The organism is Lacipirellula parvula, assembly GCF_009177095.1.
GTDB lineage: Bacteria > Planctomycetota > Planctomycetia > Pirellulales > Lacipirellulaceae > Lacipirellula > Lacipirellula parvula.
The window spans coordinates 6,126,806-6,140,430 of record NZ_AP021861.1 but is presented as its reverse complement, the minus strand read 5'-3'; the positions used below and the strand labels follow the sequence as shown (position 1 = coordinate 6,140,430).

General features: G+C 63.3%; 11 protein-coding genes. 1 reads left to right on the top strand and 10 read right to left on the bottom strand.

Features of this window, described 5'->3' with window-relative positions; translation table 11 throughout:
* Positions 1 to 52: 52 nt before the first annotated feature.
* The 9 genes from PLANPX_RS24070 to PLANPX_RS24030 all read right to left on the bottom strand — a co-directional run bounded on the left by PLANPX_RS24070 (position 53) and on the right by PLANPX_RS24030 (position 10,946).
* Entirely contained in the window at positions 53 to 892 is an 840-nt protein-coding gene (locus PLANPX_RS24070) for a hypothetical protein (RefSeq protein ID WP_152101180.1), read from the bottom strand.
* Positions 889 to 2,028, bottom strand: coding sequence for a prenyltransferase/squalene oxidase repeat-containing protein (locus PLANPX_RS24065; protein ID WP_232536229.1), 1,140 nt, complete (start codon positions 2,026 to 2,028; stop codon positions 889 to 891). Before PLANPX_RS24065 ends, PLANPX_RS24070 begins: the two co-directional genes overlap by 4 nt.
* A gap of 193 nt (positions 2,029 to 2,221) precedes the next feature.
* Positions 2,222 to 3,916, bottom strand: a complete 1,695-nt coding sequence (gene ilvD / locus PLANPX_RS24060; protein ID WP_152101179.1) for a dihydroxy-acid dehydratase — start codon at positions 3,914 to 3,916, stop codon at positions 2,222 to 2,224.
* A 441-nt stretch (positions 3,917 to 4,357) separates the two neighbouring features.
* Positions 4,358 to 4,864 carry a GNAT family N-acetyltransferase gene (locus tag PLANPX_RS24055; protein ID WP_152101178.1) on the bottom strand — a complete coding sequence of 169 codons (507 nt, stop codon included), beginning with the start codon at positions 4,862 to 4,864 and terminating at the stop codon, positions 4,358 to 4,360.
* A gap of 203 nt (positions 4,865 to 5,067) precedes the next feature.
* Positions 5,068 to 5,841 carry a YqjF family protein gene (locus PLANPX_RS24050; RefSeq protein WP_152101177.1) on the bottom strand — a complete coding sequence of 258 codons (774 nt, stop codon included), beginning with the start codon at positions 5,839 to 5,841 and terminating at the stop codon, positions 5,068 to 5,070.
* Positions 5,842 to 6,016: 175 nt separating this feature from the next.
* Positions 6,017 to 7,675, bottom strand: a complete 1,659-nt coding sequence (locus PLANPX_RS24045) for an FAD-dependent oxidoreductase (protein WP_152101176.1) — start codon at positions 7,673 to 7,675, stop codon at positions 6,017 to 6,019.
* A 158-nt stretch (positions 7,676 to 7,833) separates the two neighbouring features.
* On the bottom strand, positions 7,834 to 8,370 hold the full coding sequence (locus tag PLANPX_RS24040; protein ID WP_152101175.1) for a rhodanese-like domain-containing protein: 537 nt from the start codon (positions 8,368 to 8,370) through the stop codon (positions 7,834 to 7,836).
* Positions 8,371 to 8,817: 447 nt separating this feature from the next.
* A complete protein-coding gene (locus PLANPX_RS24035) occupies positions 8,818 to 9,582 on the bottom strand; it encodes a hypothetical protein (RefSeq protein ID WP_152101174.1) in 765 nt (254 codons plus the stop codon).
* Between the two features lie 224 nt (positions 9,583 to 9,806).
* A complete protein-coding gene (locus PLANPX_RS24030) occupies positions 9,807 to 10,946 on the bottom strand; it encodes a C45 family autoproteolytic acyltransferase/hydolase (RefSeq protein WP_152101173.1) in 1,140 nt (379 codons plus the stop codon).
* Positions 10,947 to 11,272: 326 nt separating this feature from the next.
* Between PLANPX_RS24030 and PLANPX_RS24025 the strand changes: the two genes are divergently transcribed.
* Positions 11,273 to 11,905, top strand: a complete 633-nt coding sequence (locus PLANPX_RS24025) for an HAD family hydrolase (RefSeq protein WP_152101172.1) — start codon at positions 11,273 to 11,275, stop codon at positions 11,903 to 11,905.
* A gap of 270 nt (positions 11,906 to 12,175) precedes the next feature.
* Here the strand turns inward: PLANPX_RS24025 and xylA are convergent, their stop codons facing one another.
* Entirely contained in the window at positions 12,176 to 13,486 is a 1,311-nt protein-coding gene (gene xylA, locus PLANPX_RS24020; RefSeq protein ID WP_152101171.1) for a xylose isomerase, read from the bottom strand.
* Positions 13,487 to 13,625 lie beyond the last annotated feature (139 nt).

The following is a 13,625-nucleotide window of genomic DNA, read 5'->3' as shown; positions in this document are numbered from 1 at the left end:
TCACGCTAGTAAGAGGGCGTCGCCGAGCTTGAATGCTTAGCGAGGTTCAGTCCTATCTCGGGGGCTGACCATACGTCCTCGGCACGCGGTAGCGGGCGAGGAACCAGCCGTCGCCGAGGTTGCTGGAGCGGACGAGCTCGTAGCTTCCTTGCAGGCCGCCCGTGAACGACGCTGGCTGCTCGCCGGCGGGGTGCCATTCGAGCCACGCCCCGGCGTCGCCGTCGGCGAGTTCGAAGCGGAGTCCGCCGGCGTCGGAGCGTTCGATCGCCGAGATCGAATTGCTCGCCCCAGGGGCGCGCACTTGGTGGAGCAGCATCAGCATCCGCGGGCCCGCCGGCGGGTACGCCATGTAGGGGCCGAGGCCGGGGATCTCGTGACCGTCAGCTTCGGGCCAGCGCTCGCGGAGGGCGGCGGCGATTGGTTCGATGGCGGCGACTTCGCGACCGAGTCGGTAGCGCTGACCGGTCCAGGCAACGTCGCGCCACGAGACGGCGAGCCCCAGCCACGCGGCGACGAGCGCGGTAAACGCGAGCCACGAGCGGAGCCGCCGATGGCGCTGCGGGCCGAACAATAACGCAAGGCCAACGGCAACGACGCCCGCCGCCGCGAGCACGACGATGATCGTGAGCGCGCGTGCATGCGGGCTGTCGGTCGCCACTGGTTCGGCGGGAACGCTCGCGTGGCCGAGGTCGTGAAGGATCACGCGATTAGCTGTGGCGAGACGATCTTGCTCGTAAGCCAAGTGCCGCGCAACGACCGGATCGTAGGCGATCCATGCCACGGCGCCGACGAACAGCGCGACGTTCAGCGCCCAGAGCAACGAGAAACCGACGCTCGCCAGCGATCGACGGCGAGCTGGTTCCGCGGTCACTGGTTGCTCTGGTTCATTCACTTCGTTTCGTCGTTGCAGTGCGACAGCGCCAATAGCGCGAACGACGTCGCCAGGTTCTTGTCGTTCTCAAACCATTGACGGTTCGCGTTCGCCCACGAGCCGTCGTCGTTCTGCTGCTTCGCGAGCGCCGCGGTAAGGTCGGCCCGCCAATCGTGCGACTTGCCCGCGGCGTCGACGACTGCGTCGAGGTTCGCGGCGTCGAGCGCCGAGCCGAACGTGTTGTAGTAGTAGTAGAGGCCGGCCGAGCCTTGGCCCGGGTTCTCGGTGACGGAGTAGTTTTTGCCGATCCACTCGAGGGCGGCCTTCACGCGCGGGTCTTCCTTCGTGAGGCCGGCGTAAACGAGGCTCTTGAAGCCGGCGTAGGTCATCGAGCCGTAGCTCCGCAGCCCGCCGTCGGCCGTGTAGCTTTCGTCCTCGGAGGGATCGACCTTTTCGGTCGGAATCACATAGAAAAAACCGCCGTCGTTCACTTTGCCGGCGAACTCGGTTTCGTTGTATTCGCTCTTGAGGTTCTGGCAGCGTGAGACGAAGACGAGCGCCCGTTGGATCGCTTCGTCGTCGTCCGGAGCGTCGACCGCCTTGAGGGCGTCGATCAGGTAGCTGGTGTTCGAAAGATCGGGCCGTTCGGGGCCGCCGTAGCCGACGCCGCCGTACCAGACGTTCGATTGGTCTTCTTGCCCGGCCGCGACGCCGTACTGCAGGCCGCGGACGAACTTGTTCGCATCGGCGATGATCTTGTCGTACCGCTTGTCGGCGTTCGCTTCGGTGAAGGCGAGAATCGCGACGCAGGTTTCGTAGTTCTTGATGCGGCCGTTGCCGTAGATGCCGCCGTCTGGTTTGACGAAGCCTTCGAGCGCCTTGAAGCCTTTTACGACCATCGGATCGTCGAGCGGCACGTCGTTGCGGAGCAGGGCGGTGAGCGCGAGCGCGGTGAGCCCGGGGCCAGCCTGGATGGTGAACGTGCCGTCTGCGGCCTGGCCGGCGGTGCGGAGGTACTCGATGCCGTCGGCGATCACTGCGGCGCGATCGGCGGTTTCAGCGGCCGCTTCAACGGCAGCCGCTTGAGCGTGCGCCGTGGCCGCGAAGCCTGGAGTGAGGAGAAGCAGGGTGGTGAGGCCGATGCGTGCCGCTTTCATGGAATCTCGCGCTCCGTGGGGATCTCGGTGAGGACGCTGAGATTTTACCCCATCGCAGCGACAGCGCGCAGCGGGCGGGGCGCCTGCTGCGGGTAGACGATGGCGAATATGCGAGACAGTTCGGACGCTATTGAGTAGGCGGTGTCGACGGAGTCGGCGCTGGTGGCGATTGGCGCGACGTTCCAGTCACCTCTCACTCGTCCGTCACGCAGCCTTCGCTCGCGCTCTTCACATTCTTGATGTACTTGTAGAGCGTGCCACGGGTGGCTTTGAACGCCGGCGCCTTCCACGCCTTCCGCCGCTTCTCGAACTCTGCGTCGCTCACGTCGACCGTAATGAGATTCGCCTCGGCGTCGAGCGTGATCTTGTCGCCGTTTTGCACGAGGGCGATCGGCCCGCCGACTTGGGCCTCCGGCGTGACGTGGCCGACAATAAATCCGTGGCTGCCGCCGCTGAACCGGCCGTCGGTGATGAGGGCGACGTCGGCGCCGAGGCCGGCGCCCATGATTGCGCTTGTGGGGGTGAGCATCTCCGGCATGCCGGGGCCCCCCTGCGGGCCTTCGTAGCGGATGATGATCACGTCGCCCTTTACGATTTCCTTCCGCTCCATCGCGTGCAGCATGTCTTCCTCGCTGTCGAAGCAGCGGGCCGTGCCGGTGAAGACGAGCCCTTCCTTGCCGGTGATCTTCGCGACGGCGCCGTCGGGGCAGAGGTTGCCGCGCATGATGCGGATGTGGCCCGATGCCTTCAGCGGCTTGTCTAGCGAGTGGACGATCGTTTGGCCCTTCTTCAGGCCAGGCAGCGGGGCGAGGTTCTCGGCGATGGTCTTGCCGGTCACCGTCTTGCAGGTGCCGTCGATGAGGCCGTGTTCGAGCAGCATCTTCATCACGGCCGGCGTGCCGCCGACTTCGTGCAGCTCTTCCTGGACAAACTTGCCGCTCGGCTTGAGGTCGGCCAGATAGGGCACGCGGTCGCTCACCGCTTGGAAGTCGTCGATGGTGAGTTCAACGCCCACCGAGCGAGCCATCGCCAGCAGGTGCAGCACGCCGTTCGTCGAACCGCCGACGGCCATGATGACGACCATCGCGTTTTCGAACGCGGCGCGAGTCATGATGTCGCGCGGCTTGAGATCCATTTCGAGCAGTTTGTAAATCGCCTTGCCCGCGGCGAGGCACTCGCCGATTTTGTCGGGATTCTCGGCGGGGATCGAGCTGCTGTACGGCAGCGTCATGCCCATCGCTTCGATTGCCGAGGCCATCGTGTTGGCAGTGTACATGCCGCCGCACGCCCCGGCGCCGGGACAGCTGTGGCGGACGATGTCTTTGCGTTCTTCCTCGGTGATGCGGCCGGCGAGGAATTCGCCATAGCACTGGAACGCGCTCACGATGTCGCGCTTTTCACCGCCACCACCGGTGGCGGCTTTACCCGAGGTAAAGCCTGGCTTGATCGTGCCGCCGTAGACCATGATCGCCGGACGATTGAGCCGGCCCATCGCCATCAGACAGCCCGGCATGTTCTTATCGCAGCCGGGCAGGGCGACCAGCGCGTCGTACCACTGCGCTTCCATCACCGTCTCGATCGAGTCGGCAATGAGATCGCGCGACTGGAGCGAGTAGCTCATGCCGCTGGTGCCCATCGAGATGCCGTCGCTGACGCCGATCGTGTTGAACCGCATCCCTACCATGCCGGCGGCCTGCACGCCCTTCTTCACTTCGCCCGCCAGGTTGAGCAGGTGCATGTTGCAGGTGTTGCCGTCGTACCACATGCTCGCGATGCCGACCTGCGGACGATTCATGTCCTCTTCGGTGAGGCCGGTGCCAAACAACATGGCCTGGCTGGCGCCCTGCGACTTCGGTTGCGTGATGTGGCGAGAGATTTTGTTGAGCATGCTAGAGAGGGTTCAGGTATCAGGGTTCGGGGTTCAGTAGCCGCGGGTCAACGACCGGCCGGAGCGAGTACTAATGAAACGCTCCCACAAAATCGCGAGCCTTCCATTTTAACCACAGAGGGCCGAACGCGGCAGGCGGTTCGCGGGGGGGGGAAAACCAGGCTATTTTGCCGTTAGTCACGCTGATTGCACTTCAGGGGAGGTTAACCACGAAACACACGAAAGGAACGAAAAAAGAAATTGTCTTGCTCTGCGTATTTCTTTGCGCCTTCGCGCCTTTGCGTGAGACCTGCATTTAATTGATCTCACGCAAAGGCGCGAAGGCGCAAAGGGAGATGCAAATCAGAGCATTACTTTCGTTCCTTTCGTCTATTTCGTGGTTAAAAGAATTTGAAGCAGAGTTGGTGCGGTGAATCGCTCCGGCGGGTCGTTGACCCGCGGCTACTTGATTAGTCGCTGCATGAAGACCACGTCGAGCCACTGGTCGAACTTGCGGCCGATCTCGGGGAATCTGGCGACTTCGACGAAGCCATGCTTTCCGTGGAGGGCGATGCTGGCCGTTTGCTCGGCGCCGATGCCGGCAACGATCGCGTGGAGGTCGAGTTCTTTCGCTTGTTGAATCTGGTGCTGAATGATCGCCGAGCCGATGCCTTGCCGCTGATGGTCGGGGTGAACGTACACCGAGTTCTCGACGGTGAAGCGGTAGCCCGGCTTTGAGCGGAAGACGTTGAGCGATCCCCAGCCGACGATTTTTTCTATGCCGCTAGTTTGCGTGGTGACGACGATCACTGGGTGAATTTTGTCACGGCCCGCGAACCAACGCTGACGATCTTCGAGCGGCAGTGGCGCGAGGTCGTACGTCGTCGTCGAGGTGACGACGTAGTGGTTGTAGATAGCGTTGATCGCCGGGAGGTCGGCTTCGGCGGCGGGGCGAATGGCGAGGGACATCGGAGCGGGAGACCGGTGACTAGTGATCGGTGACTGGTGGGCGAGCAACAACAAGTAGCCGGACCGCCACGCGGTCCGGGGGCGGCGCCGAGAGGGTTTACGCCCGGTCCGCACATCATCCCGGAAGGCGTGGCCTTCCGGCTAGAGCAGATGAGCCCGTCGGAGGGACCCAGGTTCAGCGAATGCACCCCGCGGCTTGCCGCTTAGTGGATTCGCTGGCCGGCGTAGACGCGGACGGCGGAACCGTCGGCCCAAAAGGCGGAAGTTGGCGGGCCGCTCAGCGCTTCGACCCACAGCTCGCCGTAGACGGCAGCGACATGGTCGCATTCAAAACTGGCGGCCCGGCCGGGGCTGTATTGCCATGAGGGGTGGGCCACCTCGTACTCGACGCCGCCGCGGGGATGGTGCGAGTAGCCCCAGTAGTGCTCGGCGATGTACTGCTCGTGCGAACCCTCGGCCAGCGGCAACGCCTCGCCGGCCGGTTCGAGCGCGAGTCGGCCGCTGCCGCCGCGGTAGCGCCAGCCATATTCCAAACGCCGCGGAACCTCGCCCTCGCCCGGCACGAGTTCGTGCGTCATCGGCACGGCGAGGTAGCGCTCGCCGTAGAGCAGGTTCGCCACTAGCGCCACGGCGCGGCGCGGGGCAAGTTCGCGAATAAATGCGACGCCGCGGCGCCATCCTTCCGGCGCCCGCCGGCGGATGTAGAACCGCAGGTTCACTTCGACGAAGCTCGCGTGGAACGGGATTGGCACGCCGCAGAAGGTGGTTCGCAAGAATTGGAACCCGATCACCGAGGCGTACGACTCGCCATTCCAATCGTCGAGTTCCGTTCCCGTCGGTACGAGCGGTCGCAGGATGGCGCGATCGACGGCGTAGTTGAGCATCGCCAATTGGCGCCACTCGGCGGTGAGCAACGGCCGGCGAGCTGGCCAAGTAAATGGCCTGTTAGCATCGATGGATTCAATAGCGGAAATCATCACAAGCTCTTGGGGCAGGTGGTTAGGGGACTTCGCGGCCTTTTGTGGGAGGCGTCTCCGACGCCGATTCCGCTCACCACGACAAGCCGTTGTGGTGGTACAACGTCGCATCGGGGTCAGAGACCCCTCCCACACACGCTCCGTCTCAAACACTCACCGCAAAATTCCGCCGTCATTAACCAGCGTTTTGCCGGGCCGCCGTTACTTGCTTGTAGGTCGTATAACCGCCGCTGAGGTTGCGGGCATTAAAACCGTTTTGCAGCAAGATCCGCGTGGCGATGTAGCCACGCATGCCGACTTGGCAGTAAACGATAATCGGCTGCTCGCGGTTGAGTTCGCCGAGGCGTTCGCGCAGGACGTCGACGGGAATGTTGACGGCGCCGGGGATGTTGCCGGCGGCGAATTCGCCGGTCATGCGCACATCAAGAACTAACTCGCCGTTGGCGCCCGGCTGCTGCGGCAAGTCTTCGCAGTGAGCGATTGGGTGGTCGCCGCGCACGACCCCCGACGCAACGAACCCCGCCATGTTCACTGGATCTTTCGCCGAGCCGAACTGCGGCGCGTAGGCGAGTTCCAATTCTTCGAGATCGAACGCGGTCATCCCCGCCTTCACCGCCACGGCGAGGACGTCCATCCGCTTGTCGACGCCGTCGCGGCCAACCGCCTGCGCGCCGAGCAACCGGCCGCCGTCGGGTTCGAATAGCAACTTGATCGACATCTGCTTCGCACCGGGATAATAGCCGGCGTGGTTGGCGGGGTGGATATAAATCTTCTCGAACGGCGTCCCCGCCTTACGCAGCACCTTCTCGCTGAGGCCGGTCATCGCCGCGGCCATCTCGAAGGCGCCGACGATCGCCGTCCCTTGGATGCCGGCGAAGCGCGTTGACCGGCCAAAGATGTGATCGGCCGCGATGCGACCCTGCCGATTCGCCGGCCCAGCAAGCGGAATCTGCGCCGGCGTGCCGTCGACCAGGTTGCGAGTCTCGATCGCGTCGCCGACGGCGTAGATGTCGGGATCGCTCGTCTGCATCTGGTCGTTCACCTTAATGCCGCCCCGTTCCGCCACGGCAAGTCCGCAGTTAACCGCGAGATGATTCTCCGGACGGACGCCAACGCTCAGAATCACCATGTCGGCCTCGAGCGACTCGCCGCTGCGCAACCGCACGACGACGCCATTGTCGGCCGGCTCGATTGCTTCGGCGGCGTTGCTCAGTTTGAGCGTCACGCCCTTCTCGCGCAGGTGGGCGGCGAGCGGCGACACCATTTCGGCGTCCCACGGCGGCAGGATCTGATCGGCCAGCTCGACGATCGTCGTCGCCATACCGCGATGGACGAGGTTCTCCGCCATCTCGAGCCCAATAAAACCGCCGCCGATGACGACGGCCCGCTTGGCGTCCTTCGCCGCGGCGTGAAGGCGATCGGCGTCACGGAGTTCGCGGAGCGTGAAGACCTGCGGCAGATCAACGCCGGGAATGTTCGGACGAATCGGCGCCGCGCCAGGCGAGAGGATCAGCTTATCGTACGGTAGGTCGTACTCGTCGCCGTTCTCCAGATAGCGGAGCCGCACCGTGCGGTTCGCACGATCGATGGCGATCGCCTCGGTCCGCGTCCGCACGTCGAGGCGGAAGCGTTCCATCAGGCGTTGGGCAGGAGCGACGAGCAACTTGTCGCGCTGCTCGATGACGCCGCCGACGTAGTAGGGGAGCCCGCAGTTAGCGAACGACGGCGCTTCGCCCCGCTCAATGAGTACGATCTCCGCCTGCTCGCTCAACCGCCGCGCCCGCGCCGCCGCCGAAGCCCCGCCTGCCACCGCGCCGATGATCACAATCCGCATTGCTTACTTCCTCTGATCCTCCTTTGCGCCTTCGCGCCTTTGCGTGAGATTAATTAATGCAGGTCTCACGCAAAGGCGCGAAGGCGCAAAGGAAGAGAAATGATTATGTGTGACGTTGTTTGTGGTTTGATGGCGTTGAGATTCAGTGCATAGATCGTTTACGAACGATTCCAAGGCATCTTCGCCAGCACCATGCCCATGCCGCAGGTGTCGGTGACGCCTGCGAAGACGAGTCCCGCGCCGATGAACGCCGAGAGCCAGGCGAACGCGGGGTGGACGAACCAGGCGAGTAGCGCGCCGGTAAGCGCGAGCGAGCCGGCGGCGATGCGGACTTGGCGTTCAAGCGAGATCGTCGCCTTGCCGCGCACTACCGGCAGGCCGGCGGCGCCCCAGGCGTTCGTGCCGCCGTCGATGTTCACGACGGCGAATCCTTGTGCGGCAAGTTGCTCGCAAGCACGGCGCGAGCGGCCGCCCCCTTGGCAAATGAGGTAGAGCGGCCCCGCGGCCGCTTGTTGCCGCAAGTCGTCGACGCGGCTCGCAAGTTCATCGATGGGGATGTTCTGCGCTCCCTCGGCATGCACGCCGCGAAACTCGGCGGGCGTGCGAACGTCGATGATCGGGACCGGCTGGCCGGCGCGGCGGCGCTGCTCGACTTCGGCGGGCGGAAGGTTTTGCGGAGGTTGGGCGGACGACATGGAACGTCCCTCGATGTGTTGAAGTGGGCGTTGCCCTAAAAATTTGTGGGAGGGGTCTCCGACCCCGAAGCGGCGGTGCGATGCCACAACCGCTTGCAGTGGCGACCGGTATCGGCGTCGGAGACGCCTCCCACAAGACGCGGCGGGGCGCTCAAGAGCAGACCGCGCTGGCCTCTCGCAGAATCGGAGTCGGCCGACAGAGCTGCGCCGCTGGCGCAACTGCGGAATTGTAGCGGAGAATCGCCGAAAGCATCAGGCCGAGCTGGCTTGAGCTGGCCAATCGTTGCGGCAACTACCGCGGCGCTTCGCCAACAGCCGGACCGCCACGCGGTCCGGGCGGCGGTGCGTTTGAGATTCGCAGCGCCTCCCGGCAGGGCGGCCCCGAGGGCGTGGCCCTCCGGCTGCTTGGTGGCGTGAGTGCGGGGGCTTGAAAGATGGCTCCGCGGTTTACGCGGCGCGGGTTTGGCTGCTGGCGGCTTCGATCGTGCGGCCATTGGCGTCGATCAGCCGGGCAGCGCCCATCTTGGCGACGGCCAGGGCGCTGAAGTCGCGGGTCGTCTTCGCCGCGGCGTCGTTCCAACGCCAGGCGACCGAGTCGAGGCAGACCGCGGTCTTGATGCCGAAGCGGCGGGCGCGGATGAAGAATTCGAGCCGTTCGTCGACCAGCAGTTGCGGATCCCAGCCTCCCATCGCGCGGACTTTGTCGGTGCGGGCGACGAAGAAGTTGTGGGCGACGTCGCAACCTTGGACGCCGTCGACGCCGGGGCGAGCTCCGGCGGTGATCTTCACCGCTTCGGGCGTCGCCTCGACCGTGCCGTGGCCAGGATCGGCCTCGCGCTTGGTGAACAAGCCGAAGCGGCGGCGGCAGCTGATCATGTCGCCTGCGGCGAGGTCGCACTTACCGCCGGCGACCGCTGCTAGCAGTTTGTCGACGTGTGAGCCGCGGTTGAGTTCTTGGTTGTCTTCGAGCAGCAGGAAGTAAGGCGTCCGAATCCGCGCGAGCAGCGCGTTGCGGCACGCGCTCACACCGCTGTCGACCGGCATCTTCACTGGCTCGGCGCCCGCCATCGGCTGCGGCTGGCGGCTGTCGTCGGCGACCAACACTTTCACCTGCGGGTAAAGCCACGCCACGCTGTTGATCAGCCGAGTGACGCTCTGCTGGCGCCCGCTGGTGTAAACGATAGCAGTCAACCGAGAGAGATCAGCGCTCACGATAGCACCTCGCGACGACAAAAGCAGAGAAGCGACGGCAGATACAGTTAAAGGTATCGAGCAGTCGCAATCGCGAAGTTCAGCAGGAGCGTTAGCCGCGGCAAGCTCGCCGCAGCTTGCCGCGGCGTATGCCATTTTCCTCTTCTTTGCGCCTTCGCGCCTTTGCGTGAGACCAATTGAATGCAGGTTTCACGCAAAGGCGCGAAGACGCAAAGGAAATACTGCTAGTGCTTAAAAAGCGGGGCTAACGCGATCTTTTCCATCTTGTTCAACGAGACGGGCGGTTTGCCGATCGCCAGGTGGAGCGTCAGGTCGCGCGGTTCGAAGATCATTGTTTGCAGCGTCATGGCGCCTTGGTTGGCGCCGTCGAGCGCCAGTTGCACCTCGCGGACTTCGATCTTGTCCGCGAGGTCGTCGATTGCGAGGGCGTCGTAGCGCCAGCATTCTTCGCCGACGCTCATACCGTCGCAGCGGAAATGGTTCGTGCAGCGGACGATGCCGTTCTCGGCGTTGCGTCGTGCGATGTGATCGGGGGTGATCTCAAACGTCGCCCCGCCGTTGCGGTCGCACACGGTGAGGTTCATCCACGTGGTCGGCTTGACGCTGCGGAGCAGCTTCTCCGCTTCGTCGACGGTGGTGCACTCTTCCATGATGCGGCGGAAGACGAACGCCAGCGGCTCGCCCGTCGGGTTAAATTTCCGCGAACCGTCGGCCGAGCGTTCAACGTCGAGCGTCCCCGCGGCGAGGCCGGCGTCGTTCATCGCCGAGATGACGCCGACGAGTCCGGGGAAGCCAATCGACGCGAACGCATGTTTTCCTTCGGGGCGGTAGACGATCACCATGCTGTACTTGTCGAGATCACCAAGCGTGGGGAAATCGAAATTGCGGCCGAAGATCGGCGCGCCGGTTTTGCTTCGCGCCGGTTCGACGACGACGGCGGAGCAGCCAAGGCGGCGCAGCTCAAGCAGCGTGTTGCCGACGGCGAGTTGGTCGGCGGTGATGTCGCTGTTAGCGGCGATCGCAGCGAGTTCTTGTTGATGCGACTGTGGCGCCCGCGAGACAAGCGTCTTGCCGGCTTGGGTCACCAGCGGCCAAAAGGCCTCGACGCCGAATCGCTCGGCAAAGCGTTTGGGGAACTCGACCATCCCCTTGCCGGGGCCGGCGAGTAGCTCCGCATGCTGCCGGCCGATTTCCGCGGGCGTGCCGGTGAGGATGGCGACCGGCACGTTGCCGATGAACCGCAGCTCCGCGCCGTCGATTTTCTTGGCAGTGAACAGCGACTCCGCCGGTTTCGCGAGCAGCGTCCCAGCGCCGGCGGCGACCATCCCAAAGGCAACAACCCATGCGGCAATCAATCGATGCATCTCACTCTCACTTGAATTGTTGGATCTAGCGGGAAGAGTTTTAACCACGAAACAGACGAAAGGAACGAAAAAAGAAATTGTCTTGCTTTGCGTGTTTCTTTGCGCCTTCGCGCCTTTGCGTGAGATCTATTGAATACATGTCTCACGCAAAGGCGCAGAGGCGCAAAGGGGGATGCAAATCAGAGCATTATTTTCGTTCCTTTCGTCTGTTTCGTGGTTAATCTCCCTGTATTAGAAATCTCACCAGGCAAACGGCGAATTGTTATAACAGAGACCAGCCGATCGCTCGCACCCCGAAATCTGCACGCAAAATTATAGGCGCCGCCATGCCTGCGACTCCCGCTTTTTTCTACTTCGATTTGGGCAACGTTTTGCTGTCGTTCAGCCACGAGCGGATGTGCCAGCAGATGGCCGAGGTGGCCGGCGTCTCGGCCGAGCTGGTGCGGCATGCCCTGTTCGAGGCGAAGGGGAGCGCCCGCAGCGTTCAGTGGCGGTTCGAGCGGGGCGATCTCAATGTGCTGGCGGTGTACGACCACTTTTGCGAGACGCTTGGCGTTGAACCGAATCGCGAGGAACTGTTCGCCGCGGGGCGCGACATCTTCGAGGTGATCGAGGAGAGCGTCGCGATCGTCGAGCAACTAGCCGCGAGCGGTCGCCGGCTGGGGATCATGTCGAACACCAACACGCTTGATTGGGAGTTCGTCACCTCGGGGCGTTACCCGTTTCTCAACAATTCGTTCGAGCAGTATGTGCTGAGCTTCGAAGTTCGCTCGATGAAGCCGGAGCCGGCGATCTACGAACACGCGGCGAAGCTGGCCGGCGTCGAGCCGGGGCAAGTCTTCTTCACCGACGATCGGCAGGAAAACGTCGACGGAGCGCTGGCGGTCGGGCTCGATGCTACGTTGTTCGTCGATGCGGCGAAGTTGCGTGCGGATCTAGCGGCTCGTGGCGTGCTTTGAATGCGGGGATTTTTTACCACGAAACACACGAAACACACGAAAAGAACGAAAGAATACGAGCGGTATATAAGCCGCTTCTCCCCATGTGTTTCTTCTTTGCGTATTTCTTTGCGCCTCTGCGCCTTTGCGAGAGACCTGTATCTCTTTGATCTCACGCAAAGACGCGTAGGCGCAAAGAAGAAGGAGCCAGCGGAAGTTTGACGACTATCGCTGGCTCCTTTGTTGATGACGCTACTTGTTTCGCTCCGGCGGGTCGTTGACCCGCGGCTACTACAGGTAGGTGTTGATGAGATTCTCGATCATTTCTTGGCGGCCGCTGCGGTTGCCGGCGGCTTCGCCCTTTTCGAGCATTAGCTTTTCGAGCGAGGCGAGCGAGTGCTTGCCCCCCTCGATCTCGGCGCCCAACCCGCTGTCCCAGCTGGCGTAGCGGTCCTTGATGATTCCCGGCAGCTTGCCGTCGGCTCGCATCGCGGCGGCGATCTTCAGGCCCTGAGCGAACGCGTCCATGCCGCCGATGTGGGCGTAGAACAAATCAATCGGCTCGAAGCTTTCGCGCCGTACTTTCGCGTCGAAGTTGACGCCGCCGGTGGTGAACCCGCCGTACTTCAGCACTTCGTACATGCACTGCGTCGTGAGGTAGATGTCGGTCGGGAACTGGTCGGTGTCCCAGCCGAGCAGCATGTCGCCCGTGTTGGCGTCGATTGAACCGAGGGCCCCGGCCGCGCCGGCGACTTGCAGTTCATGCTGCATCGTGTGGCCGGCGAGGGTCGCGTGGTTCGTTTCGAGGTTCAGCTTGAGGTGATCCTTCAAGCCGTATTCGCGGAGGAAGTTGAGGCAGGCCGCCGCGTCGCTGTCGTACTGATGCTTGGTCGGTTCTTTGGGCTTCGGCTCGATGTAGAACTGACCCTTGAAGCCGATTTGCTTCGCGTAGTCGACCGCCATGTGGAGGAACTTCGCCAAGTGGTCGAGTTCCCGCTTCATGTCGGTATTCCAGATGCACTGATACCCTTCGCGGCCGCCCCAGAAGGTGTAGCCGACGCCGCCGAGTTCGTGCGTCACTTCCATCGCCTTCTTCACTTGGCCGGCGGCGTAGGCGAAGACTTCGGCGTTCGGGCTCGTCGCGGCGCCATGCATGAACCGCGGGTTGCTGAATAGGTTCGCGGTGCCCCACAGCAACTTGATGCCGGTCCGCTGCTGTTCTTCCTTGAAGACCTTGACGATCGCGTCGAGATTCTTGTGGCTCTCGGCGAGCGTCTTTCCCTCAGGGGCGACGTCGCGATCGTGGAAGGCGTAGAAGGGGGCGCCGAGCTTTTCAATGAACTCGAAGGCGACGCGAGCACGGTTCTGCGCGTTCTCCACCGAATCGCTGCCGCTCTCCCACGGGCGGACGGCGGTGCCGGGGCCGAAGGGATCGGAGCCGGTGCCGCGGAAGGTGTGCCAGTAAACGACGCTGAACCGCAGGTGGTCGCGCATCGCTTTGCCTTCGACCTTTTCGTCGGCGTTGTAATGCCGGAACGCGAGCGGGTTCTTGCTCTGGGGACCTTCGTACGGAATCTTGCCGATTTCAGGGAATGCTGGCATAGCGATCGTTGGGGGCTGAGTGAGTAGTGAGTTGAAAGGAGCCGCCGGTCAACGACCGGCCGGAGCGGCGCGCAGAAGCGTTCCGGCCGCATGAAAAGTGTCCACGCCTTCGCGGCGTAGCGATTTTATCAAATGCACC